General features: G+C 66.4%; 21 protein-coding genes. 5 read left to right on the forward strand and 16 right to left on the reverse strand.

The window, feature by feature from the left end:
- Positions 1 to 30: 30 nt before the first annotated feature.
- Together betB and betT are read right to left on the reverse strand one after the other, a co-directional pair.
- The gene (gene betB, locus D7325_RS10590) at positions 31 to 1,503 is read right to left on the reverse strand and encodes a betaine-aldehyde dehydrogenase (protein ID WP_120995578.1); all 1,473 of its coding nucleotides are present in this window, start codon (positions 1,501 to 1,503) and stop codon (positions 31 to 33) included.
- An 84-nt stretch (positions 1,504 to 1,587) separates the two neighbouring features.
- Positions 1,588 to 3,651, reverse strand: a complete 2,064-nt coding sequence (betT, locus tag D7325_RS10595) for a choline BCCT transporter BetT (protein WP_120995522.1) — start codon at positions 3,649 to 3,651, stop codon at positions 1,588 to 1,590.
- A 407-nt stretch (positions 3,652 to 4,058) separates the two neighbouring features.
- On the opposite strand from betT, the gene D7325_RS10600 reads away from it, so the two are divergent.
- Together D7325_RS10600 and tsaA are read left to right on the forward strand one after the other, a co-directional pair.
- Complete coding sequence (locus tag D7325_RS10600) at positions 4,059 to 4,829, forward strand: SDR family oxidoreductase (protein WP_120995523.1); 771 nt, start codon at positions 4,059 to 4,061, stop codon at positions 4,827 to 4,829.
- Positions 4,830 to 4,866: 37 nt separating this feature from the next.
- A complete protein-coding gene (gene tsaA / locus D7325_RS10605; protein ID WP_120995524.1) occupies positions 4,867 to 5,553 on the forward strand; it encodes a tRNA (N6-threonylcarbamoyladenosine(37)-N6)-methyltransferase TrmO in 687 nt (228 codons plus the stop codon).
- A gap of 29 nt (positions 5,554 to 5,582) precedes the next feature.
- Here tsaA and D7325_RS10610 read toward each other — a convergent pair whose 3' ends face one another.
- The 13 genes from D7325_RS10610 to pedF all read right to left on the reverse strand — a co-directional run bounded on the left by D7325_RS10610 (position 5,583) and on the right by pedF (position 20,432).
- Positions 5,583 to 6,692, reverse strand: coding sequence for an oxidoreductase (locus D7325_RS10610; protein ID WP_120995525.1), 1,110 nt, complete (start codon positions 6,690 to 6,692; stop codon positions 5,583 to 5,585).
- Positions 6,693 to 6,961: 269 nt separating this feature from the next.
- Positions 6,962 to 8,482 carry an acetaldehyde dehydrogenase ExaC gene (exaC, locus tag D7325_RS10615; protein WP_120995526.1) on the reverse strand — a complete coding sequence of 507 codons (1,521 nt, stop codon included), beginning with the start codon at positions 8,480 to 8,482 and terminating at the stop codon, positions 6,962 to 6,964.
- A gap of 293 nt (positions 8,483 to 8,775) precedes the next feature.
- A complete protein-coding gene (locus tag D7325_RS10620; protein ID WP_162988034.1) occupies positions 8,776 to 9,549 on the reverse strand; it encodes a thiosulfate oxidation carrier protein SoxY in 774 nt (257 codons plus the stop codon).
- Entirely contained in the window at positions 9,546 to 10,808 is a 1,263-nt protein-coding gene (locus tag D7325_RS10625) for an NAD(P)/FAD-dependent oxidoreductase (protein WP_120995528.1), read from the reverse strand. The genes D7325_RS10620 and D7325_RS10625 overlap by 4 nt, the downstream gene beginning before the upstream one ends.
- A gap of 127 nt (positions 10,809 to 10,935) precedes the next feature.
- Positions 10,936 to 12,708, reverse strand: a complete 1,773-nt coding sequence (locus D7325_RS10630; RefSeq protein WP_120995529.1) for a PQQ-dependent methanol/ethanol family dehydrogenase — start codon at positions 12,706 to 12,708, stop codon at positions 10,936 to 10,938.
- A gap of 139 nt (positions 12,709 to 12,847) precedes the next feature.
- Entirely contained in the window at positions 12,848 to 13,168 is a 321-nt protein-coding gene (locus D7325_RS10635) for a DUF3325 domain-containing protein (protein WP_120995530.1), read from the reverse strand.
- Positions 13,168 to 14,691 (reverse strand): PepSY-associated TM helix domain-containing protein, encoded by a 1,524-nt coding sequence (locus tag D7325_RS10640; protein ID WP_120995531.1) that lies wholly within the window; start codon positions 14,689 to 14,691, stop codon positions 13,168 to 13,170. The genes D7325_RS10635 and D7325_RS10640 overlap by 1 nt, the downstream gene beginning before the upstream one ends.
- Positions 14,688 to 14,984 carry a DUF3649 domain-containing protein gene (locus tag D7325_RS10645; RefSeq protein WP_425452287.1) on the reverse strand — a complete coding sequence of 99 codons (297 nt, stop codon included), beginning with the start codon at positions 14,982 to 14,984 and terminating at the stop codon, positions 14,688 to 14,690. The genes D7325_RS10640 and D7325_RS10645 overlap by 4 nt, the downstream gene beginning before the upstream one ends.
- A 26-nt stretch (positions 14,985 to 15,010) precedes the next feature.
- A complete protein-coding gene (locus D7325_RS10650; RefSeq protein ID WP_120995532.1) occupies positions 15,011 to 17,149 on the reverse strand; it encodes a TonB-dependent siderophore receptor in 2,139 nt (712 codons plus the stop codon).
- Between the two features lie 98 nt (positions 17,150 to 17,247).
- Positions 17,248 to 18,204 carry a quinoprotein relay system zinc metallohydrolase 1 gene (locus D7325_RS10655; RefSeq protein WP_177431789.1) on the reverse strand — a complete coding sequence of 319 codons (957 nt, stop codon included), beginning with the start codon at positions 18,202 to 18,204 and terminating at the stop codon, positions 17,248 to 17,250.
- Between the two features lie 98 nt (positions 18,205 to 18,302).
- Positions 18,303 to 19,109 (reverse strand): quinoprotein dehydrogenase-associated SoxYZ-like carrier, encoded by an 807-nt coding sequence (locus D7325_RS10660; protein ID WP_120995533.1) that lies wholly within the window; start codon positions 19,107 to 19,109, stop codon positions 18,303 to 18,305.
- Positions 19,093 to 19,989 carry a substrate-binding periplasmic protein gene (locus D7325_RS10665; protein WP_120995534.1) on the reverse strand — a complete coding sequence of 299 codons (897 nt, stop codon included), beginning with the start codon at positions 19,987 to 19,989 and terminating at the stop codon, positions 19,093 to 19,095. The genes D7325_RS10660 and D7325_RS10665 overlap by 17 nt, the downstream gene beginning before the upstream one ends.
- A gap of 5 nt (positions 19,990 to 19,994) precedes the next feature.
- Complete coding sequence (pedF, locus tag D7325_RS10670) at positions 19,995 to 20,432, reverse strand: cytochrome c-550 PedF (RefSeq protein ID WP_120995535.1); 438 nt, start codon at positions 20,430 to 20,432, stop codon at positions 19,995 to 19,997.
- A gap of 350 nt (positions 20,433 to 20,782) precedes the next feature.
- Here pedF and D7325_RS10675 point away from each other — a divergent pair, with 350 nt between their 5' ends.
- Together D7325_RS10675 and D7325_RS10680 are read left to right on the forward strand one after the other, a co-directional pair.
- Entirely contained in the window at positions 20,783 to 22,099 is a 1,317-nt protein-coding gene (locus D7325_RS10675; RefSeq protein WP_120995536.1) for a methyl-accepting chemotaxis protein, read from the forward strand.
- A 122-nt stretch (positions 22,100 to 22,221) separates the two neighbouring features.
- Positions 22,222 to 22,626, forward strand: coding sequence for a VOC family protein (locus tag D7325_RS10680; protein ID WP_120995581.1), 405 nt, complete (start codon positions 22,222 to 22,224; stop codon positions 22,624 to 22,626).
- Between the two features lie 140 nt (positions 22,627 to 22,766).
- Here the strand turns inward: D7325_RS10680 and D7325_RS10685 are convergent, their stop codons facing one another.
- On the reverse strand, positions 22,767 to 24,113 hold the full coding sequence (locus tag D7325_RS10685; protein WP_120995537.1) for a pectate lyase family protein: 1,347 nt from the start codon (positions 24,111 to 24,113) through the stop codon (positions 22,767 to 22,769).
- A 305-nt stretch (positions 24,114 to 24,418) separates the two neighbouring features.
- Between D7325_RS10685 and D7325_RS10690 the strand changes: the two genes are divergently transcribed.
- Positions 24,419 to 25,045: a 3'-5' exonuclease gene (locus D7325_RS10690; RefSeq protein ID WP_120995538.1), complete on the forward strand. Its 627-nt coding sequence runs from the start codon at positions 24,419 to 24,421 to the stop codon at positions 25,043 to 25,045.
- Positions 25,046 to 25,226: the final 181 nt, after the last annotated feature.

Raw genomic sequence — 25,226 nt, forward strand, 5'->3', positions numbered from 1 at the left:
ACCGGTGGCCTGATCGCAGCCACCGAGGCGTCAGAACGCCGATTGAAACTCGCCAAGCTCGACCTGAACCGACTTGATGCGCGTGTAATGCGCCAGCGAGGCGATGCCGTTTTCGCGACCGACACCGGACTGCTTGTAGCCGCCCACCGGCATCTGCGCCGGCGACTCGCCCCAGGTGTTGATCCAGCAGATGCCGGCTTCCATGCGGTGGATGATGCGGTGCGCGCGGGCCAGGTCGGGCGTGACCACACCGGCGGCGAGCCCGAACGTGGTGTCGTTGGCGCGCCGGATGGCCTCTTCTTCGTCGTCATAAAACAGGATGCTCAGCACCGGTCCGAAAATCTCCTCGCGGGCGATGACCATGTCGTCCGTGCAGTCAGTGAACACGGTCGGCGCGATGTAGGCGCCCTTGGCGTACTCACCCTCCGTCACACGATGCCCGCCGCACAGCAACGTGGCGCCAGCCGCCTTGCCCTGTTCGATGTAGCGCAGCACGTTCTCCATATGCGGGAAGCTGACCATCGGGCCGAAGTTGGTGGCCTCGTCCAGCGGATCGCCAAGCGTGATGCGCTCGACCCGCTCCAGCACCTTGGCCTCGAACGCCTGCTTGTGGCGCCGGGGCACGAATACCCGGGTGCCGTTGGTGCACACCTGGCCCGAGCTGAAGAAGTTGGCCATGACGGCGATGTCAGCGGCGCGGTCGAGGTCGGCATCCTCACAGACGATCAGCGGCGACTTGCCGCCGAGCTCCATGGTGACCTCTTTCAGCGAGGAAGCCGCGGCGCTGGCCATCACCTTCTTGCCCGTGGCCACGCCACCGGTGAAGGAGATCTTCTCGATGCGCGGATGCTCGGTGATGAAGGCGCCGATCTCGGCGCCCAGCCCGGTGAGCACGTTGAACACGCCGTCCGGCAATCCGGCCTCGGTGAAGAGTCCGGCGAGTTTGAGCGCGGTGAACGAGGTCACCTCGCTGGGCTTGAAGATCATCGCGTTGCCCGCCGCCAGTGCCGGCGCGCATTTCCACAGGGCGATCTGGATCGGGTAGTTCCAGGCGCCGATCCCGGCGACCACGCCCAGGGGTTCGCGCCGCGTGTAGACGAAGCTGCTCTCGCGCAGTGGGATCTGCTCGCCTTCGATCGCCGGCGCCAGCCCGGCGTAGTACTCGAGCACGTCGGCGCCGGTGACGATATCCACCGCACGGGTTTCCATCAGCGGTTTGCCGGTGTCGAGTGTTTCCAGCTCGGCCAGCTCATCGTTGCGTGCACGCAGCAGGTCGACGGCCTTGCGCAGCACACGCGAGCGCTCGATCGCGGTCATCGCCGCCCAGACCTTCTGGCCCTCCTCGGCGCTGCGTATCGCACGCTCCAGATCATCGCGTGTGGCGCGGGGAAACTCGGCGAGCACCTCGCCGGTGGCCGGGTTGATGCTTTCGAAGGTGTCCGCTCCGCTGGAATCGACGAAGCGGCCGTGAATGTAGAGCTGCTGCCTCGGAAAACGGGCCATGTTCACCTCTTCAAGAAAACAGGCCGGCATCGCGCCGGCCAGGGTCAAACGGAAAGGCCCACCGAACATGCCGGCGGGCCAGGTTCAGGCGCCAGGCACGCCGGTATCCGGCGCCTCGTGCGGCTCGATCTTTGGGCGCTGCTGATGCAGGAACTGCATGTGATGTTCGTAGTGGTCGAGGATGTCCTCGATGAGCTGGCGCTTGGTGTAGCCCATCAGGTCATAGCCGAGGCTGCCCTGACGCAGGTAGACCTCGAGCCGGTAGTAGTCGGCATCACTGCGCTGGCTGCGGATCGCGAACGATGGCATGGCGCTGCGCACCGGCCAGACCTGGTAGACGAAGTCCTGCTCCTCACCCAGGTTGGCGGTCAGCGACAGGTGCTCGTGGCCGGCCTCACCCTCGTCGATCACCACCGGTACGCCCCGCTGGGCGAGCGCCTGCTGAATCTCTTCCATCGCCGGTTTGCAGACTTCACGCATGTAGCGCATGGCCTGTTGCCGGGACGGAAAGCTCATGGCCCGCGCCAACCGCTGGCCCCAATTGATGGGAGCGGTGTCCATCGTCGCGCGGCCCGACAGCTGACCGGACAGGCTCTGCTGATAACTGTCGGCCATCAGGCCTTCCAGATGCAGCGCCTTGAACAGCCCGATCATCATGAAGATCAGCACGAAGGAGAACGGCAGCCCCATGATCACCACGGTGCCCTGCAACGTGGTCAGCCCGCCGGCGATGAGCAGCGCAAGGGTGAGCACGCCGATCACCGCGGCCCAGAACACGCGCATCCACACCGGCGCATCGCTGTTCGGGTCGCGCAGGATCGAGGTGAAGTTGGAGAGCACGAGCGAGCCGGAGTCGCCAGACGTCACGAAGAAGACGATCCCGAGGATGGTCGCGACAACCGTCGTGAGGGTGGTCCAGGGCAGACGTTCGAGGAACAGGTAGAGCGCCGACCCCGGATTGTCCATCGCCTGCTGGCCGAATTCGACGGCACCGCCATTCATGACCATGTCGATGGCGCTGTTACCGAAGATGGACATCCACGCCATCATGAAGGCCAGCGGCAATATCAGCGTGCCAACGACGAACTCTCGGATAGTCCGGCCGCGCGAGATGCGCGCCAGGAACAGTCCGACGAAGGGCCCCCATGCGATCCACCAGGCCCAGAAGAACACCGTCCAGGCGTTCAGCCAGTCGGTCGGCCGGCGGTAGGCATAGGTATCGAGCGAGAGCCGGACGAAGTTGGTGAGGTAATCGCCGACATTGGTCATGAAGGCGTTCAGCAGAAAGGTCGTGTTACCAACGAACAGCACGAACAGCATCAGCAACACGGCCAGCAGCATGTTGAACTCGGACAGCCGGCGGATGCCCTTCTCCACCCCGGTAGCCGCGGAAATCGCAGCGAACACGACGATCATCACCACCATGATGCTTTGGGTCGCCGTGCTTTCCGCGATGCCAAAGATGTAGTTCAGGCCGAAGTTGAGCTGGATGATGCCGATGCCCAGGCTGGTCGCGATGCCGAACACCGTGCCAAGCACCGCGGCGGTGTCGACGGTGTGACCGATCGGGCCGTGAATGCGCTTGCCCACCAGCGGATACAGCGCCGACCGAATCGAAAGCGGCAGGCCCTGGCGAAAGCAGAAATAGGCCAGCGACATCCCCACCAGCGTATAGACGCCCCAGCCGGAGAGTCCCCAGTGCAGGTAGGTCAGCTCCATCGCATGCCGCGCCGCCGCCACGCTGCCCGGCTCGCCTACGGGCGGTGCGAGGAATTGCGCGACCGGCTCGGCGATGCAGAAGAACAGCAGGTCGATACCGATCCCTGCCGAAAACAGCATCGCGGCCCAGGTGATCACGTTGAATTCGGGCTTGGAATGGTCCGGGCCGAGCCGGATCTTGCCGTATCGCGTGGTCGCGATAACCACGACGAATACCAGGTATGAAAGGACGGCGAGGAAGTAGTACCAGCCGAATGAGTTCGAAATCCAACCAAGCACGGCATTGATCATCGCGAGCGATCTGTCCGTGAAGAAGATCGTCCAGAGCGCGAATGCGACGATCCCTATTGCAGACGAGTAGAACACCACCGGGTTGATGCGATCACGCTGGGTATCGGCATCGCCCGATGTCGGTGCGGCCTCGTTCATAGTCGAGTTCTCCTGAACCTGTGTCAGCTCCTGAGGGTCGCGCCAGCAGGCGACCAAAGCAGAGTCGAGGACCAAGTCTGTCCCGCTCAGCCAGCAAGCGAATGGCGCGGAAGAAGCGGAGTCGCCTGGCCGCAACTTGGTACGGCGACGCTACGCAAGGCACCCCTGACAGGGGTAGAGAGAGACGGACTTGAGTTAGTTCCCAAAACGGGAAAGGCGGCGATCATACGCGATTCAAGGGTATTCCGCTCGATTTTGTGCCCATCGTAGCCAATCGTGAAAACGCCCACCTCAGTTCCGGCCAGCTTGACTGCATGGATATGCCGCCATTTGCACCGAATATGGTCCGTACCGTCCGCCCTGGCGCCCGCTAGGGTAAAGGCACGTTTTCTGCCTTGGAGGCACCGATGCACCCCTACTTTTCCCTGCAAGGCCGCACCGCCCTCGTCACCGGAGGCACCCGCGGCCTTGGTCGCATGATCGCCAAAGGATTGCTCGAAGCCGGTGCCCGCGTGTTCATCTGCGCACGCGATGCCGAGGCCTGTGCCGAGACCGCTCGCGAGCTGTCCGCACTCGGCGAATGCCACGGCTTGCCGGCCAACCTGGCCACCGAAGAAGGCGCTCGCGATCTGGCCGAACGGTTGAAGGGCGAGATCGGCGCTCTCGACATCCTCGTCAACAACGCCGGCACCACCTGGGGTGCGCCCCTCGAAAACTACCCGGCCAAGGGCTGGGAAAAGGTCATGCAGCTCAATGTCACGGCGGTGTTCAGCGTCACTCAGCAGCTGCTGCCCCTGCTGCGGCAGGCCGGCACGTCCGACAATCCGGCGCGCATCATCAACATCGGCTCGGTCGCCGGCATCACCTCGATGGGCGAGCAGGCGTACGCCTACGGCCCGAGCAAGGCGGCGCTGCATCAGTTGTCCCGCATGCTGGCGCGCGAACTGGTGCAGCAGCACATCAACGTCAACGTGATCGCCCCCGGCCGCTTCCCGAGCAAGATGACCGCCTTCATCGCCAATGACGACGAGGCGATGGCGCAAGACTGCGCGCTGATCCCGATGAAGCGCTGGGGTCGCGAAGAAGAAATGGCCGCCCTGGCGATCAGCCTGGCCAGCGCCGCGGGCGCCTACATGACCGGCGCGATCATCCCCATCGACGGCGGCTTCCACCTCTGACCGGGTAACATGGCGCCCCCTGACCAAGGCCGGCGCTATGAAGCACACCGTCTCCCCCATCGGTTACCTGCGTTCCTGTTTCGAGGAAAAATTCGCCATCCCGCGGCAACCGCAACTGGCGCCAGCGGCTCGCGGCGTGCTGGAACTGCTGCCGCCGTTCGACCAGCCGCATGCGCTGGAAGGGCTCGAACAGGTCAGTCACGTCTGGCTGCTGTTTCTTTTCCACCAGACCCTCGAAGAAGCGCCGCGGCTGCGGGTCCGGCCGCCGCGGCTGGGCGGCAATCGCTACGTCGGCGTGTTCGCGACGCGAGCGACCCACCGGCCGAACGGCATCGGGCAATCGGTGGTCAAGCTCGACGGCATCGAGCCGGGCCGGCTGCGGGTCTCCGGCATCGACCTGCTCGACGGGACACCGGTGCTGGACATCAAGCCCTACGTGCCCTACGCGGATGCGCTCGGCGAGGCGCGCAACGCCCTGGCCCCCGAGCCGCCGTCGCCGATCGAGGTGCAGTGGGCGGCCGATTGCCTCGACCAGGCGCGGCAACACGCACACCGTCTCGGCGAGCCGCTGGTGGAGCTGATCGAACAGTGCCTCGCGCAGGACCCGCGTCCGGCCTATCAGCAGCCCGATACGCAACGGCGCTACGGCACGCGCTTCTGGGGCGTGGAGGTGCGGTGGCACTACCCGCAGGCGGGCGTCATTCGCGTGACCGAGATCGTCTGAGCCTGAGCCTGAGCCTGAGCCTGAGCCCGTCAGCTTGCCGTCGGGTAATGCGCCTGGCGCCAGGCCAGTTCGTTGGTAACCGTCGCCATCGGCACGAACATCCCGTAGTCGAACGGGGTCAGTGGCTCGCCATGCTCGACGCGGCGCGGCCAGTCATGATCGGCCAGCGCCGCCTTGCCGACCGCCACCAGGTCCATCGTGCCCTGCCCGAGCAGTTGCTCGGCCTGCTCGCCGGTGCGGATGCCGCCATTGCCGATCAGCGTGACCGGCCCGACGGCACGCGCCAGCTCGCAAAGCGTCGGCCCTTCTCCGAAGGCCGGTGCGGCGATATCCGGCTCGCTGATGTGCAGGTAATCCAGACCGGCATTGGCGAGGGTGGCCATGCGCAGTTTCGCCGCCTCGGTGCCGCCCTCCCACTTCAGGTCGCTGTCGGTGACCATCTGCTGCGACAGGCGCATGCCGACGACGAAGTCCTCGCCGACCGCGTCCCGCACGGCCCGGATGACCGCCAGCGGAAGAGCCAGCCGGGCCTTGAAATCACCACCCCAGCGATCGGTGCGCTGATTGAATTCGGCGCTCATGAACTCGTGCAGCAGGTAACCGTTGGCCCCGTGCAGCTCCACCCCATCGAAGCCCGCGTCGCGCGCATGCACCGCCGCCTGAGCGAAGCCGGCGATGGCTTCGGCGATCTCGCCGTCGGTCATTTCCGAGGGCACCTGATAAGGCCCCTCGCCGCCATAGAAGGACAACTGGCTGCCCTTCGGCTGCACAGCCGAAGGACCGACATGCCGGGCATGGTGCAGGTTGCCCTGCGTCTGCGCGCCGCCGTGCATCAGCTGCGCGACGAAGCCCGCCCCCGCGTCGTGCACCGCCTGCACGACCGGCACCCAGCAATCGCGCTGCTGCTCGGTGGCGATGCCCGGCTGGTTGATGTAGCCCTGGCTGAAGGCGGTGTCGGTGTACAGCCCCTCGGTGATCAGCAGGCCGAATCCGCCCTTGGCGAAGGAGCCGTAGTAGTCGCGTATCAGGTCATTGGCGTAACCCTCGGGCTCGGCGCTGACGCGGGTCATCGGCGCGAGCACGGCGCGGTTGCGCAGCGTCAGCGATTTCAGCGAGTACGGCTCGAACAGGCGCGGCATGGCGAATTCCTTCCATCGATGGCGTTCCCCTTGTGAGGATCAACGCGCCGCGGAGTTCGTCGAGGCTGACGGTTCGCATGGAAAAGATGCTGAGAGAACGCGGCCGGACAGGTCGTGTGAAAGCCGCGGCGTTCGTTGAGGCCGCGTTGGAGCAGGCCCGGATACGAGCCCGGTCGAATGCTCATTGCAGCGCCGGATAAAAAAATCGCGGCCGAAGCCGCGATCCAAGGAAAGCGGCGTGCCGGAGCGACACGCCGGGGAGCGATTCCTTAGAAGAAGCCCAGCGGGTTGATGTCGTAGCTGATCAGGAGGTTCTTGGTCTGCTGGTAGTGGTCGAGCATCATCTTGTGCGTCTCGCGACCGACGCCGGACTTCTTGTAGCCACCGAAGGCGGCGTGCGCCGGGTACAGGTGATAGCAGTTGGTCCACACGCGACCGGCCTTGATGCCGCGACCCATGCGGTAGGCGCGATTGATGTCGCGCGTCCAGACGCCGGCACCCAGGCCGAACTCGGTGTCGTTGGCGATGGCCAGGGCTTCGGCTTCGTCCTTGAAGGTGGTGACGCCGACCACCGGCCCGAAGATTTCCTCCTGGAACACGCGCATCTTGTTGTGGCCCTTGAGCAGCGTCGGCTGGATGTAATAACCGGTCGCCAGGCTGCCTTCGAGCCGCTCGACCGCGCCGCCAGTGAGCACCTCGGCGCCTTCCTGCTGGGCGATTTCGAGGTAGGAGAGGATCTTGTCGTACTGCTGCTGAGAAGCTTGGGCGCCGACCATCGTCTCGGTGTCGAGCGGATTGCCGCGCTTGATCTGCTTCACCTTCTTCATCACTTCGACCATGAAGGGCTCGTAGATCGACTCCTGCACCAGCGCGCGCGACGGGCAGGTGCACACTTCGCCCTGGTTGAAGAAGGCCAGCACCAGGCCCTCGGCGGCCTTCTCGATGAACGCCGGCTCGGCATTCATGATGTCCTCGAAGTAGATGTTCGGGCTCTTGCCGCCCAGCTCCACGGTGCTCGGAATGATGTTCTCGGCGGCGCAGCGCATGATGTGCGAGCCGACCGGCGTCGAGCCGGTGAAGGCGATCTTGGCGATGCGGGTGCTGGTGGCGAGCGCCTGCCCCGCTTCCTTGCCGAAGCCCTGGACGATGTTGAGCACGCCGGCGGGCAGCAGGTCGCCGACGATCTCGGCCAGCAGCATGATCGACAGCGGCGTCTGCTCGGCCGGCTTGAGCACCACGCAGTTGCCCGCGGCCAGCGCCGGCGCGAGTTTCCAGGCCGCCATCAGCAGCGGGAAGTTCCAGGGAATGATCTGCCCGACCACGCCCAGCGGCTCGTGGAAGTGGTACGCGGCGGTGGTGTCGTTGATTTCGGCGGCGCTGCCTTCCTGGGCGCGGATGCAGCCGGCGAAGTAGCGGAAGTGGTCCGCGGCGAGCGGTACGTCGGCGTTCAGCGTCTCGCGCACCGCCTTGCCGTTGTCCCAGGTTTCGGCCACGGCGAGCTTTTCCAGGTTCGCCTCGATACGGTCGGCGATCTTGAGCAGCACGTTGGAGCGATCCTGGACCGAGGTGCGGCCCCAGGCATCGGCCGCGGCGTGGGCGGCATCCAGCGCCTTCTCGACGTCGTCGGCGGTGGACCGGGGGAACTCGGCGATCACTTCGCCAGTGACGGGCGAGGTGTTGGTGAAGTACTCACCCTTGACCGGCGCGACGAACTCGCCGCCGATGTAGTTGCCGTAGCGCGGCTTGAACGAAACGATGGCGCCTGGGGTACCGGGTTGGGCGTAGATCATGGCGAGGCCTCTTCTTGTGGTCGCCCGCCCCTGACATGGGGCAGGTCATGTCTGGATGTTAGTCAGCGCCCGGATACCCCGGAATGCGCCCAAGGCATGGGAGGGCTACTCATTTGGTAGTAGTCACTTGCAGCCGCTCTAGATCGCACCCTCGCCTTCGCGCGGCCGGCCATGACAGGCCACCGGAGCCGACGGACGGTCGCTCGGCATCGATCGGGCAAGCCACGGGGACGCCGGCGCCAGCGGCGGTAACGAGCGGAGCCGCGAACCGATCGCTCGGCCCCAGCCGCGGCTCATTCCGCGCTCGGCCACTGCGCCAGGCGGCGCTCGCCACGGTCATCGACATAGTCCAGGCGCACCGGAGCGACCCGCGCCGGCAACACGAGGTGCAGCAGCGGATTGGCCGCCAGGCCTTCGAACGCTTCCAGCGCCAGCACAGGGCCGGTCGCACCCTCGATGCTCAGCCGGGCGAGCAACCAGCGCGGCAGCCGTCCGCCCTCCGCGGCGGGCCGGCGGCCGGTTTCCATCGGATGACGCAGCAGGCTGCGCAGCGCGAACCCTCCGGCCTGAACATCGGCCCACAGGCGTATTTCGCCCCAGTCGACACCCGGCGGGAGCGGCGCGAGGCAACTGCTGCCGAGCACCTCGACCGCCTGCTCGGCCTGCCAGACGCGCCCGTCGATATCCCGCGCCAGCACCGCGAGCGTCTGGCTTGCTGGCAGCCGCACCCGCGTGCCCAGCCGCAGCGGCTCCTGCCACTGGTGGATTCGCAGGCGGGCGATACGCGCATCGGCCTCCCCGTCGCGCAGGACGAGCACCTCAACCGGCGGCCGGGCACCCATCAATTCGATGCTCAGCTGGACGAAGGCACCGTCCTCGACCCAGCTCGGCACGTCGATCGAGAGACCGCGGCGCTGCAACGCGGCGCCGTCCATGAAGCGCTGGCGTTGCGTGTCGTAGGCATAGGCGTGATCGTCCGACGATCCCGGCTCGACGGGCCGCGCCGACGCCTGCCCGGCAGCGAGGGTCGCCGCCAGCAACACGCCCGTGAGCCGCCACCCAGTCACGCCGCGCCCCAGGCATCCGCGCGGATGGCGCGATACCAGGCCTGCGCGCGTTCGGCCTCGTCGATACGCAGCCGATCCGGTGCGTCGAGCGGACTGAGCACGGCGGTGCCGGGCACTTCCACGAGCCGCCCCGCCTCGACCCGGTAGCCCGCCGCGACCGAGACGGCACGCTCCGGCGCGAGCAGGCTGTAACAGACGTTGTGCCAGTGCGGCTCCGGTGCGGGCTGGCCGGCCAGGTCGGCCAGCATGGCGGCCACCGCCACCTTCGCCTGCGCATTGGCGCAATAGGCCGACTTGGGCATGGGCGCGGCGATGCCGGCGTCGCCCGCGACATAAAGGTACGGATCGGCGCGCGTGCGAAAGGTCGTCGCCTCCAACGGCACCCAGCCGCTGTCGTCCGTCAGCCCGGCATGGACGGCGATCGCGCCGGCCTGCTGCGGCGGGATCAGGTTGATCACCGCACCGCGATGACGCCCGCCGAACTCGGTGTGCAGCTCGCGGCCATTGCGGGCGATGCCCATCACACGGCCATCGTCGCTGCGGCCGATCCACTCGACCCTGCCGGAATACCGCTGCGCCCAGGCCTGCTGGAACAGCGCCTGCTTGGAGAAGCTGTCCTTGGCATCGAGGATCAGCACCTTGCTGCGCGGCTTGTGCCGGGTCAGGTAATGGGCGATCAGGCTGGCGCGCTCGTAAGGCCCGGGCGGGCAGCGGTACGGATTGTCCGGCACGCCGATCAGCACCGTGCCGCCATCGTCCATGGCCTGCAATTGCCGCCACAGCAGCGCCGTCTGAGGCCCGGCCTGCCAGGCATGGGGCACCCGCTCGGCCATCTCGGGGCCGTAGCCGTCGATCGCACCCCAGCGAAAATCGATGCCCGGCGCCAGCATCAGGCGGTCATAGCCGATCCGGCTGCCCTCATCGAGCCGGACGTGCCGCGCCGTGCGATCGACGGCGACCGCCCTCGCCCGCACATGCTGCACACCGAGCCGCGTCAGGCCCGTGAAGTCCTGGCGCAGGCTGGCGAGATCGCGCAGTCCGCCGAGGACATGATTGCTGAAGGGACAGGTATGCACCGCCAGGTGCGGCTCGATCAACCGTACGTCCAGTGTCGGATCGGCAAGGCGAAGGTAGCGAGCGGCGGTGGCGCCGGCGAACCCGCCGCCCACGATCACCACCCGCGCCCCACTCCCCTGGCCTCTGACATACCAGGGCAGCACGCCGAGACCGAGCAGCAGGGTGCGACGCGTCAGCCCCATGATCCGCTCCTGTTTCACTGATTTGCCCGGCATGACGCCCGGATGGCGGACGAAGCAGAGGCGGCGCTGCTTCTTTCGAGCGTCAACCATAAGGGCCGGCAGCTCGCCGGCCCTTACACCCTCGACATCAGCGCGCCGCGACCGCCTCCTTCGGCAGCTTGAAGGTCCAGACCGTGCCGCCCTGGTTGAAGGCCTTGACCCGCTTGGCGACCTCGCCACCCCACAGCGGCACCGCGCCGCCCCAGCCGGACAGCACCGAGACGTACTGCTCGCCGTCCATTTCCCAGGTGACGGGCGAGCCGATCACGCCCGAGCCGGTGTTGAACTGGTAGAGCTTCTCGCCGGTCTTGGCGTCGAAGGCCATCAGGTAGCCTTCCGGGTTGCCGGTGAACACCAGGTTGCCCTTGGTCGCCAGCACGCCGCCCCACAACGGCGCGTAGTTCTGGTAGCGCCACACTTCCTTGCCGGTCTTGGGATCGATGGCCCGCAACACGCCGATGTAGTCCTCGTTGAGCGGCTTGATGGTAAAGCCGGCGCCCAGGTAGGCGGCACCCTTCTTGTAGGCGACCTCTTCGTTCCAGATGTCCATTCCCCACTCGTTGGAGGGCACGTAGAACAGCCCGGTGTCCTGGCTATAGGCCATCGGCATCCAGTTCTTGCCGCCGAGGAAGGACGGTGCGACGAACACCGAGTTGCCCTTGTCAGCCTCACCCGGCGCGCCAGGACGGTTGTTGCCGTCGTAGATCGGGCGTCCGTTCTCATCCAGCCCCTTGGCCCAGGTGAGCTTGTCCACGAACGGGAAGCCGCGGATGAACTTGCCGTTGGTGCGGTCCAGCACGTAGAAGAAGCCGTTGCGGTCGGCGGTGGCAGCGGCCTGGATGGTCTTGCCGTCCTGCTGATAGTCGAACGAAATCAGCTCGTTCACGCCGTCGAAATCCCAGCCGTCGTGCGGGGTGGACTGGAAGTGCCACTTGATCGAGCCGTCGTCCGGGTCGAGCGCCAGGCGCGAGGAGGAGTACAGGTTGTCGCCCGGACGCAGGTGCGAGTTCCAGGGCGACGGGTTGCCGGTGCCGAACAGCAGCGAGTCGGTGTCCGGGTCGTAGTAGCCGCCGAGCCAGGGCGCGGCCCCGCCGGTCTTCCACAGATCGCCCGGCCAGGTCTTGCCGGCCTGTCCGCCGGAGATGCCGTTCTCGACCTTCTTGCCGTCCTTCATCACGTAGCCCATGTGGCCTTCGACGGTCGGACGGGTCCAGAGCAGTTCGCCGTTCTTCGGGTCGTAGGCCTCGATCTTGCCGACCACGCCGAATTCGCCGCCGGATACGCCGGTGATGAGCTTGCCCTTGACGATCAGCGGAGCCGCGGTGATCGAATAACCGGCCTTGTAGTCGGCGACGGTCTTCTTCCAGACCACCTTGCCGGTGTCCTTGTCGAGGGCGACCAGCTTGGCGTCGAGCGTGCCGAAGATCACCAGGCCGTCGTACAGCGCGACCCCACGGTTGATCACGTCGCAGCAGGGCATGATGCCGTCCGGCAGGCGCGCATCGTATTGCCAGAGTTCTTCGCCCGTGCGGGCGTCGATGGCGTACACCCGCGAGTAGGAGCCGGTGACGTACATGACGCCATCCTTGACCATCGGCTGGGATTCCTGCCCCCGCTGCTTTTCGCCGCCGAGCGAGAAGCCCCACACCGGGCGCAGCTGCGTGACGTTTTCGCTGTTCAGCGTATCGAGCGTGCTGTAGCGCTGGCCCTTCAGGCCGAGCCCATTGGTGACGACATCGCCCGGCGTTCTGGCGTCATTGAGGATGTCTTCGTCGGTCACCGCCCAGGCAGGCAGACTGGACAGGGCGATCGCAGCGCAAAGCGCGGTCACGGCGAAAGGCTTGAGACCGGAGTGCTTCATTTCGGCTACCTCTGCGGGAGTCATTGTTATTGGCGCCGGGAAAACTCCCGGTCTGAGGCGGATTCTTGGTTTCTCGCCTTGCCTCAACAATTGCCCGCAGTGCCGAATTCCCTCCTTCCTTGGTAGCAATACCCGCCGATCAGACCACGCTGGACAGCAGGCCGAGCGCCACCAGCACCGGTCCCGCCGGTACCGTCCAGCGCTCGCGCCAGGCCAGCAGCGACGACACCGCCAGCCCGCCGAGCATCAGCAGGCAGAACCAGCTGACGAGCCCGATCTGGAACCCGAGCAGCCGCACGCACAGCCCCAGGCCGATGGCCAGCGCCGCGCACCCGAGCACGCGCAGGGTGCGCTGCTGGGCACCGCTCGGCTCATGCTGACGGAGCTGACGAAAATGGCGCGGCATCGCCAGGGCCAGGCCCGACATGCCGAGATAGCACAACGCGAACACCAGGAGCATCACAGGGCCTCCTCGAGCCGGCCGGGCGCGCGTCGAGCCGGTCGGGCGACCGGATCGGGATTCAGGCGCCAGGCCTGGATCAAGGCGATCAGGCCGATCGCCAGCAGCGCCAGGTCGACACCGACCAGGCCCCAATCGCCCCGTGGCAGTGCGGCCAGCAGATGACCATTGGGCGCAGCCAGCAGGCTGAGCAACGGCAGCCCGAGCGCCAGCAGGCCGATCAGCACCAGTTGCGAACGCAGCGCCAGGCGCCAATGGTGGCGGGCCAGCGCGGACCACAACGCCACCGCCAGCCAGGCGATGACGAACGTCCAGCCCTCACCGCTGGCGCGCCAGGGCAATTCGGCCGGCAGCAGGCGGTTGGCCCACAACAGGGCCAGGCTCGCGACCGGCAGGCCGAGGTACACCGCGCCATCCAGCGCGCGGACCAACGCCACACCCGGCACGGCGCGCGCTTCGCGCTTGCGCAGCCATACCCGCGTACCGGCCACGACCATCGCGCAGCCCGCCAGGCCGAGCATCAGATACAGCGCACGCACCAGGGTGCCGCCGAATTGCGCCATGTGCAGGCCCACCATCCAGCTGTAGGCGCGATAGAACGGAGGCTGCTCCTGGACATGCAGCAACTCGCCCGTGGCCGCGTCGTAGCTCAGCGTGCCGCCCAGGTCGCCGATGCGTGAGGCATCCGCGCGCCGGATGGCGACGACCGCCGAGGCATCGAGCGGATGCTCGATCACGATCCAGCCCGGTTGCGCCCCGGTCCAGCGCGCCTGGGCATCGCGCAACAGGCCGTCGAGCGAAACGGCCGGCGGCGCCGGGCGGCCAACCTCCTCGCGGTGGTAGCTACCCGTCACTTCGGTGAAATAGGCCTCCTGGTCGTTGCCATAGGCGACCTGGCCGCCAGCCGGCATGTAGCTGGCCACGAAGACCACCACGCCGGTGTAGGCCAGCAGCAGGTGGAACGGGAAGCCCACCACGCCGAACAGGTTGTGCGCATCGAGCCAGGCCCGCTGGCCATTGGCTCGGGGGCGCAAGGTGAAGAAGTCCTTGAAGATGCGCCGGTGGATGATCACCCCGCTGACCAGCGCGACCAGCATGAACATGCCCGCCAGCCCGACCACATACATACCCAGCGTGTCGGCATGCAGGTTGTAGTGCAGGGTGAAGAAGAACTGCCCACCGAGGGTTTCGGCCAGGGGAGCCCCCGTGGCCGGATCGAGCATGGCCTTGCCCTGCTCGCCCGCGTTGGTCATCCAGTGCACGGCCCAGAACGGCTCACGCTCGTTCGGCCCGCGCATCCAGATCGCATGCAGGTCCTTGTCGGCGTTGGCCATCACCCAGTTGCGCGCCCCTTCGGCGGTCAGCTGCGCCGACGAATCGTCGTGCAACGCCGGCCGCATCCAGCGCTCCAGCTCCTTGTCGAAGCAGGCCACGGTGCCGGTGAAGATGATCACGTAGAGCAGCCAGCTTGGCAGCAGGCCGCCCCAGGTGTGCAGACCGGCCATCGATTGACGCAGGCTCATGGACGGGTCCTCAGCTCGGTCGGAAGAAAACCGCACAGCCCGGTGAGCAGCGCCAATCCGCCGATCACCAGCCAGGCGCGCGTCGCGCTGCGTGCGCCGAAGGCATAGAGCGCGCCGACCACCCACACCGCGAAGCACAGCAACCCGGCCAGCGCCACACGATCGGGTCGGGCGAGCGGCAGGTACACCGAGAGAAAGGCGGTACAGCCGTAGGCCAGGCCATAGCCGCCGACCAGCGCGGCGAGAACGCGCGAGGCGACGCTCAGGCGCCGGGTTTGCAGGGTCATGTCCATGAGCAGGCTCCGTAGGGCACGGTCGTTCAGAAGCTGTAGCTGACGGTACCGACCACCGTGCGGCGGCTGCCGGTGAAACAGTCTCCGCGCGCCAGGCAGCTAGTGTAGTAGGTCTCGTCTTCCAGGTTGGTGGCGTTAACGGCGAAGTCCCAGTTCTGGTAGCGATAACCCAGCATGGCGTCGAACAGCGTGGTCGACGGGGTCTTCACGTCGTCGGCCCCGTCCCAGCTGGCGCCGACATAGCGCACGCCGGCGCCGGCACGGAAGCCCGGCACGCCGAACAGCGCGAACTGATGCTGCGACCAGAGTGACGCCATGTTTTCCGGAATGGAAGCCAGGCGCTTGCCGACTTCGCCCGGTGCCCCTTCGATCACTTCGGTGTCCAGGTGCGTATAGGTGGCGATCAGGTCCCAGTTGGGGGTGACGGAGACCAACGCTTCGAGCTCCAGCCCGCGGGTGCGGGTTTCGCCGGCCTGCAGGGTGTTGTTCGGGTTGGCCGGATCAGGCATCTGGCGATTCAGCTCACGCAGGTCGAACACCGCGGCGGTGTAGAGGCTGCGGCTGCCGAGCGGCTGGTACTTCACGCCCACCTCCCATTGCTCGCCTTCCAGCGGCGTGAAGGGCTCGTTGTTGGCCTTGTTCAGGCCGATGATCGGCTGGAAGGATTCGCTGTAGCTGATGTACGGCGCCACACCGTTATCGAAGAGGTAGGTCAGACCGACCCGACCGGTCACGGCGTCATCCTTTTGCCGCGTGCCGCCATCGGTGCGGTTGTCGGCCCAGTCCTTGCGCAGCCCGAGGGTCAGCAGCCAGCGCTGGTACTTCAGCTGGTCCTGCACGTAGATGCCCTGCTGAACCACGGTCTGCTCCGGGGAGTCGACGAGCGAGATCACCGAGGGATCGAAGGTGCCGTATACCGGATCGTAGAGATCCAGCGGTGTCGCCGCGCCGCCGGCGCTGCGCTCGTTGGTCACGGCGTGCTGGTAGTCAGCACCGATCAACAGGGTGTGCTGGATCGGGCCGGTATCGAACAGCGCCTGGGCGTTGTGGTCGGCGACCCAGACGTCCACTTCGGGTTTGGAGACGTAATAGATGCGATCGAGCGTGCGCTTGTCAGTATTGAGTACTGGCGGCCAACCATAGATCTGCTGGTAGCTGACTTCGCTCTCCTGGTACCGCAGGTTCTGCCGCAGCGTCCAGGTCTCGTTCAGGCGCCAGCTGAACTGCGAGGTCAGCGCCGTCTGCTCGGCGTCGTATTCGTCGAACCCCGGCTCGCTGACGAACAGGTCGGTGTCGTAGCGCCCGTATGGCGCGCCGAACACGGTGCCCTCGTGGGGCAGGAACTGCGAGGTGGAGCCGCCATCGTCACGCTGGACGTTCGCCAGCAGCGTCCACTCGATGTCGTCATTCGGACGCCAGGTGATCGAGGGCATCAGGACCAGCCGATCGCTCTCGACATAATCGACCTGTGACTGGCTGTCGCGCGCAATCGCCACAACGCGGTACAGCAGGCTGCCGTCTTCGTTCAGCGGGCCGGTGCTGTCCAGGGCGATCTGCTTGTGGTCGTAGTTGCCGTACTGCGCTTGCAGCTCGGTCCTGGGCTCGGCTTGCGGACGCTTGCTGACCAGGTTCACCAGCCCGCCCACCGGGCTCTGGCCGTACAGCATCGACGACGGCCCCTTGAGTACCTCGATGCGCTCGAGCGTGTACGGGTCGGTGCGGATGTTGTTGTAGTAGCCGAAGGTTTGCTGCAGGCCATCGAGGAACAGCTCGGGCGAGCTGCCGCGCACCTTGGCCCAGTCGCCGCGGGTATCCAGACCGAAGGCCTCGCCGCGTACGCCAGCGACGTAGCGCAGGGCGTCCTGCACGGTTTGCACGCCCTGATCCTGCATACGATCGGCCGTGATCACGCTGATCGACTGCGGCACTTCGAGTAGCGGCGTGTCGGTCTTGGTGCCGGTCACCGACCGGGTCGCGACGTAACCATCCACCGGACCATCGGCGCGCTCGGCCGGGCTGGCAGTGACTTGCTGCGCCGGCAGTTCGAGCGCTGCATCGACCGATTCCTGAGCGGCGATCGAGGTGGCGAAACCTGCCAGCGGCAGACCGAGGGCGATCAGCCGCAGGGCGACGGCCAGAGGGCGTGGAGCGAGCGTGCGAGGCATTAGCATTCCTTGTCGTTGTAAATCAGGCGCGCATGTTAATGCGACTACTTCGCATTTCATAGCGAATCCTGATGGCAACGTCAGGTGGACGGCTCAGCTCAAGGTGCCGGGGCAAGCAGGCGGAATTGCGCCCCCTCGTATCGCGGATACAGGTGGTTGGTCGAGCGAATCAGCTCGTAGCGGGCCAGCGGCAGGTCGGCGAAGCGCGTCGGGATGGGCGACTGCATCACCTCGTTCATGTCGGCGCCGCGGGCGGCCGCTTCGGTGAAGGTGCGGTCGAGCCAGCGCAGGTAGTCGGCGGTCTGCCGTAGCGGGCCATCGTCCCGCGCGATCGGGCCGTGGCCGGGCACGACGAGCGACCACGCCAGCGCGCCAAGACGATCGAGATCGGCCAGCCAGGCATCGATGCCCGGCGTATGCGGCGTGGTCAGGGCTCGATCGTGGAAGATCAGGTCCCCGGCGAACAGCACGCCGGTGGTCTCATCGAGGATCGCCAGGTCCGCGCCGGTGTGGCCCTGCAATGCCAGCAACCGCAGGCGGTGCCCGCCGAACGCCAGCACCCCGGGCTCGAGCGCCTCGTCGGGCAGCACGACTTCCGTTCCGCGCATCCAGTCGCCAACCAGGCGGTACATGTTCTCGGCCATCGCGTCGCCCTCATCCGCCATCAGGCGCGCGGTGCCGGCAAGGGCGGCGATCGGTACGTCGGCGAACGCCTGGTTGCCGAGCACGTGGTCGGGGTGGTGATGGGTCAGCAGCACGCGACGCACGGGGGCATCGGTCACGCGGGCGATCGCGGCGCGCAACGCCTCGCCATAGCGCCGCGAAGGGCCGGTGTCGATCACCAGTACGCCGGCGTCGGTGGCCAGGAACACCACGTTGACGATATCGCCACCGTTGTCCTTGCTGAAATTCTCCGTACGCCCTTCGACGAGCCAGGTGTCCGGGGCGATCTGCCGCGGCTCGAGCCGGTAGTCCGGCGCGGCCTGAACCGGCAGGCCGAACATCAGCAGCAACGCCGCCCACACGGCGATCGGCGCAGCTGGATGCTGCCTCATGCCGGCACCGGCAGGACGAACGGCAGCCCCAGCAGCAGCAACCCGCACAGGGCCGGCAACAGCAGCGGAACGTGGCGTGCAAGGCTCATGGCTGTCCCTCAGAAGGCGGCCTGGAATTCATTGCCGTTGTTGTCGCGCAGCCACAGCTCGGCGGGTTGGTCCGTCTTGAGCTGCAGCGTCAGGGTCGGGTTCTCGCTCACCGCCGGGAACAGCTCCAGCGTCGCCAGCGGCTGGCCGTCGGCGCCACGCAGCTCGGCCTGGTTGAGGTAGAACTCGGGGATGTCGCCGACCAGGCCGTTGTCCATCGGGTGCGAGACCTGCACGCGCAACCGGCTTTGCTCGCCGCGCGGATAGCGACCGCCCAGCACCTGGCCAAGCCGGTCTTCCCACCCCGGCTGGGCGCGCACCACGCTCGGCGCCGTACAGCCGCCACCGGCGGCGTCGACCCGCGACGAACCGACATGCCAGACGCCGTCGCGCGTCAGCACCGCCGCGCGCACGGGCGTCGCCTGCTCGACGCGTATGCGGATCGCCAGCAGCGGCGCGACCTCGGGCCCGGGCTGGAAAACGGCGATGCGCGGAATGGGGTTGAGGTCGGCCCAGAGCAGCACCCGCTCGATCTGCCCGTCCAGTGCCCGCGCATCGACCTGTATCGGCACCTGCCGCGCATCCTCCGCGAACGGCGGCGCCATCACCTTCACCCGCTCGTCGAAGACATAGGGTCGGCCCTCGAGCAGTCGCTCGTGGTGGTAGTCCCACATCACCGAACCGAGCGGGTCCGGCTCGCCGGCGGATACCGCGCCGCCAGCCAGCGCGGCCAGGACCAGCACGGCGAACCGGCGCCAGCCCCGCGACGCCCGAGCCTGCGTGGCGCGGCCGAGCGAGGGATCAGTTGGCCTGCACATCTTGGTAAAGGCCCGGCAGTTCGTACCGCACACCGTGACGCGCATACAGCGCCTCCAGATCGCCCGCGCGAATCATCGGATCGAGCAGGCCTTCCAGCGCATAGGCCAACTGGCGGTTGGACTCGTGCACCGCCATGCCCAGGTCCCAGGCCTGCTGGCCCATGTCCGGGTAGGCGTTGTCGGCCCGGCGCAGGTGTTCGTCCTGGGCCTGATGGAGCAGCCAATCGACTTCGGCGCGCATCGCCATGACCGCGTCCACCTCCCCGGCCTGCATCGCCTCGAAGGCGGCACGCGGCGTCGGATAGTGATGGGTCATGCCGCTCATGCGGCCGCCGAAGACCGAAGTCAGATAGAACGACGGCACGCTCTCGACCTCGACGCCGATCGGGTGGTACTGGAACACCGCCACGCTAGGCACCTCGGCGAGACGCCGAACATCATGGGCGACCTGCCAGCGCTCGCGCTGGTACGGCCCGAACATCACCACCTGCTCGTTGACCAGTTCGCCCAGCTCGTTGCGGCGATAGGCGTATTCGCGGTCGTAGGGGATGCGCATCATCAGATCGGCGAGCACGTCGGGGCGCAGGTAGTGCCCCTTCCAGACGAAATTGCGCAGGTCATCGTCGAGCGTCTCGCCCGGCACGACCCACAGCCACTCGACCGTCAGCCCGAGCCCGTTCGCCAGCGCCCTGGCCAGGTCGACGTCGACGCCCCGCGGCTCGCCCTCGACCCGGTAGCTGTACGGTGGGAACTGGTCATACACCGCAACCTTGAGCACGCCCGAGGCGATGATGTCGTCGTATGGACGCGGCTGCACCTGCGCCAGCGAAACGCCCGCGCAGCACAGCCAGCCGAGCAGCACCAGCAGGAACCGGCGCATGGCGGTCACTCCTGCGGGGCGACGCTTTCGATGTAGGTACGGATGGCCCACAGCGCTTCCTGGCTGAGGTAATCGGCCATGCGCGGCATGTAGACGGCGCCGTCACGTACCGCGCCGTTGATGACCCGCTCCTTGAACCAGTCATCGCCATCAATGGTGGGCTCGAGCATGCGCAGGTCCGGCGCGATGCCGCCGGAGATGGCCTCCAGCCCGTGACAACGCGCGCAGTTCTGGTTGTAGGCCGAGGCGCCGATTTCCACGGCCCGGTCGTGGTACTCCGAATCGCCGCGGAAGGGGTTCTCGTCGAGCCATTCGTCGCCCAGGTCCGGCAAGCCGGTCGTTTCGACCTTCTGCGGCGTCACGTCGCCGTGGGCCAGAACCAGCCCGGCCATACCGAAGACACCCGCAGCCAGCAGTGCGCGCAATACGTTCTTGTTGTTCATGACCACCACCTCGTTTCGAAAAACCATGCAAGGCAGCCCCTATCGGAGCGCATGGCGGTCATGTTGGCCGTGTGGCCGGAGCGGCAGAATCCTGCTTTGGATGCCTGCGCCTCCTCCCTTGGTACTGCTTTCTCCCCCCTCTTTTGCAGCAGGTCGTCATGCGAACGCTCGGAACGCAGCTGGCCGGGCGCATCGATTGCCGGTCGACTGGCCGCGACGGCGCGCCGCCACCGAAGCCAGCCCGCGCCTATCGTGCCGATAGAAAAATCGCAGCCTCCGGACCTTCAGGAAACACCGCGCCACGCCGATCTAGAAAGCGGGCGGTCTTGCCCTCACTCGGTGCCAATCCCATGTTCAACAATCATTTAAAACGTGAAGTAGTGGAGCTTCGCGAAGACGTTGCGATCGCCCGGCAGATAAAGGACTCGCTCTACCGGGAAATGATGATTCTGGAGCTCGATCCGCAGGGTCGCGTCCAGCATGCCAATGACCTGTTCCTGAGCGAGATGGGCTACCGCCGCGACGCTCTGATCGGCCGCCCGCTCGAGAGCTTCTTTTCCGAGCAGTTCCGCTCGGAAGCCAACTACGCACGGCTCAAGACCGCCTTGCAGCGCAACGAGCATGTCAGCGGCGCCTACCGGTTGCTGAATGCGAGCGGCGAGGAAGCCTGGCTGCGCTCGATCTGGCAACCGATCAAGGGCTCGGACGGTACGCTGCGCCACTTCACGCTGCTCGCCAACAACCTGACCCGCACCATCGAGACATCGCGCGAGCACGAGAGCGTGATCAACGCCCTGCAGCGCTCGACGGCCGTGATCGAATTCGACCTGCGCGGGCACGTCATCACCGCCAACCAGCGCTTCCTGGACGGCATGGGCTATCGCCTCGAACAGGTGCGCGGCAAGCATCACAGCCTGTTCTGCGAGCGCCAGGAGAGCGAATCACCGGAGTACCGCGAGTTCTGGGCCTGCCTGAATCGGGGCGAGTACATCGCCAATCGCTTCAAGCGCATCGACGCCCACGGCCGCAGCGTCTGGCTCGAAGCCACCTACAACCCCGTGCACGACTCCCACGGCAAGCTGTACAAGGTCGTCAAGTTCGCCACCATCATTACCGACCAGGTCACTCGCGAGATGGCGATCGCCGAGGCGGCCACCATCGCCTACGACACTTCCCAGCACACCGACCTCAGCGCCCAGCGCGGTGCCCAGGTGGTGCAGCAGACGGTAGGCGTCATGCGCCGGATCGCCCAGCAGATGCAAGAGGCGGCCGACGGCATCGAAGCGCTGGATGCTCAATCCCAGCTGATCAGCGCCATCCTCAAGACCATCAGCGGCATTGCCGACCAGACCAACCTGCTCGCCCTCAACGCCGCCATCGAAGCGGCGCGTGCCGGCGACCAGGGACGCGGTTTCGCCGTCGTGGCCGACGAGGTGCGCCAACTCGCGGCGCGCACCAGCAAGGCGGCCGAGGAAATCGTCGGCGTCGTCCAGAAGAACCAGGACCTGGCGCAGGCGGCGGTGCAGAGCATGGCCGCCAGCCGCGGACAGGCCGAACAGGGCCTCGAGCTTGCCAACCAGGCCGGCGCCGTGATCGTCGAGATCCAGGACGGCGCCCAGCGCGTGGTCAGCGCGGTCGGGCAGTTCGCCAGCCAGTTGAAGACCTGATCGAACGCCGCTTCGTCTCGTCTGCGCGGAGGCGATTCGCCGCCAACCCGCTGACGGGGCGGCGTTGCCCAGAGGTCAGCTTCCGCTAGGCTCCTTGGATGGCGCAGCGCGAGGCACGGCTCATGCAGGTACTGGTCAATGTCGACGTGTCGAATCTCGATCAGGGCATCGCGTTCTATTGCCGAGCGCTGGGTTTGCACCTGACCCGGCGCCTGTTTCAGGGGAGCGTCGCTGAGCTGCGCGGAGCCGGCGTTCGTCTATATCTGATCGAGCAGGCGAATGGCTCCGGTGCGACGCCCGCCGGTTGCCGGCGCGACTATCGCGAGCACTGGACGCCGGTGCATCTGGACTTCGTCGTCGATGATCTGGACGCAGCGGTTCGTCGGGCCATCGAGGCGGGTGCCGTGGCGCAACCGGCGCAGCACGCGGCATGGGGCAGTCTGGTCACCCTGCGTGACCCCTTCGGCCATGGCGTGTGTCTGGTCAGCTTCAACGGAGCGCCGCCCTATGAAGTCGGCGCAACCTGACTCAACGGGCGCAATCCGCACGCGGCGGTACGGCGTAGGGGTCCACGCCCGTTCGGTCACTGCCGCCGGACTGCTCGAGGCCCGCCCCGACATGCCGGCCGATGCCCCGGCCGCGCCTGCGGCCTGGCCGGAGCATGGGATCAGCCGCGTGGTCTGCCCGGCCGATCGAGCCGCAGCACCGGCCCGGCCTTGCGCTTGAGCAGCGCGGGGATGGCCTGCGCCGGATGCACGTTGGTGCGCAGCGTCGGTTGCCAGGAGGTATTGCGCACCAGCTGCAGTTCGTCCGAGGCGTTGGCGTTGTAGGCCGCGAGCAGGTCCACCTTGCGACGGTTGATCACGTTGTCGAGGGTGGTGATCGCCTGCCCTTTCCAATGCTTGATGATTCGCGTCGCGTCCACCGAGGGACTGAAGGTGAAGGCGTTGGCCTCGGCCCAGATGTGCGAGTCATAGCCGACGCCGAAGACGTAGCCGAAGGAGACACGGGCGTCATCATTGCGGATGAAATGGTTGTTGTAGACATCGGCACGACCCCAGCGCAGGCGCGGCGCACGCTGGCCGATATTGATGAACTCGTTGTGGTGGATGGTCACCCGCAGCTTGCCGGGGTCACCGGCGGACGGCGAATCGGTAGAGCCGATGAGCATCAGCTTGTCGCGGTCGACGAAGCGGTTGTAGGACACCGTGACCAGGTCCGAGCCATAGGTGATATCGACCGAACCGTCGTGCTGCTGGAATGGCCTGCCGAAATAGCGTGGCGCCTGGTCGTCGAAGTTCGGGTCATCGGTGTAGTGGTTGTGGTCGATCCAGACATTGGACGAGCCATTGATGATCTGGACCATGTCGTACTCGCTGTTCCAGTTGCCGGCCGAGCCATCGGTCGGGTCCCATTGCGGAAAGCAGTCGCTGACGGCCTTGTGGTTCAGGTTGCGCACGATCACGTTGCGCTCGCCGTCGATACGCAGGGACAGGCCGATCAGGCTGGCCTGCGGGTTCACGCCGATGATCGTCGTGTTGCTCGGTACCTGGATCACCATCGTGCTGCGCTGCTTCTCGGCCGCCTGCCGCCGAGCCTCCTCCGGACCACCCGAGGGCTCGGTATCCCAGCCCCAGACCGCCGGGTCGTAGGCCGCCAGGTAGCTTTCCAGGGTGTAGCCAGTGCCACGGGCATAGTCATCGCAGCTCAGCGGATTGCCTGCATCGTCCGCGTTGCCCAAAAGCGTGCCGTGCACACGGATGATCTTGGCCTCGTCACCCGCTTCATCGAGGGCCGCCTTCAGCTGGGCGCGTGTGGTGACGTCATAGACGCGCTCTGGCGTGGCGTAGGCGCCACCGGTCGTGCCGCCGCCCATCGAGGCGAATCCATCGCGCGCCGGCAACGTTTGCCGTTCCAGCGGAATCCGCCCTCCGGGGCCAGATGACGCGGCAACCGCCGCGGAGGTGAGGCCAAGGCTCAGGGAGAGCGCCAAAACCGAAGCAACATGTCGCATGTTCTTATCCTTATTGGATGATGTTGTCGTATGTCTGCCGGATGTTCGCCGGGCCGGCAGGCGATATCCGGCCGCTTCTGAGCCTAGGCGAGCGGCCCTGCCCGTCAATATGTCGTATGACGTCATATCTATAGGGAGGTTTTTTTCCGACAAATGGCCTCACAACCGACGGTACCAACGGGCCTTTTGAACGCGGCGATTGATGGGAAGCCGGGATAACGCCTGTGATGTCCGCGACCGCGAGAGGATCGCGCACAGCGCGCCCAGGGCTTAGGCTGCAGGCGCCACCCCGAGACGGAACCGCCATGCCCATCATCCGCATCCCGCAGCTGGTCGACCTGGACGCCCTGCCCCGATACGAGGGCGTAGCGCCGGAACGCATTCTCATGCCCACGACGCGCGAAGCCTTCCGTCAGGCGGTCGATGACATCGGCACCTGTGGGGAGATCGGCTTCGATACCGAATCCAAACCCACCTTCCGAGTCGGCGAGGTCTCGACCGGGCCGCACCTGATCCAGTTCGCCACGCCGCTTCGGGTCTACCTGTTCCAGGTCGGCCTGGAGGGCTGCCTCGAGGCGGCCACGACGGTATTGGAAGCAGACAGCGTGGTGAAGGTCGGCTTCGGGCTCAGATCCGATCGCAGCCGGCTACGCAGCCGGTTCGGCATCGAGCTCGGGCCTTACATCGATCTGGGCACGGTGTTGCGCTATGGCGGCAAGAAAGGCGAGGTCGGCCTGCGCGGCGCAGTGGCGGCAGTGCTTGGCACACGGCTGACCAAGTCGCGTCGCCTGTCTACCTCGAACTGGGCCAACACGACGCTCAGCGAGGCCCAACGACTGTACGCGGCCAACGATGCCTACGGTGCGTTGCAGGTGTTTCTCGGGCTGGATGACGCGCAGCGGCAAGCGCTGCTCGACGCTGCGCGGTTATAACTTTCGCGGGTTTATCCGCGAGCCGAGGCCGAGCCGGAGAGTTCCGGTCGCAGCAGAAATAGTGGTGCCCAACTGGTGTTCGCACCGAAAAACCAAGAATCGCCGGAAGGTTGCGTTCCGAGTTATCTGGCCGTGTTCATCACTGAAAACGGACGTCCGTGGCGTCCTGCGAGCTGCGGCG

Source organism: Stutzerimonas urumqiensis (genome assembly GCF_003640395.1).
GTDB lineage: Bacteria > Pseudomonadota > Gammaproteobacteria > Pseudomonadales > Pseudomonadaceae > Stutzerimonas > Stutzerimonas urumqiensis.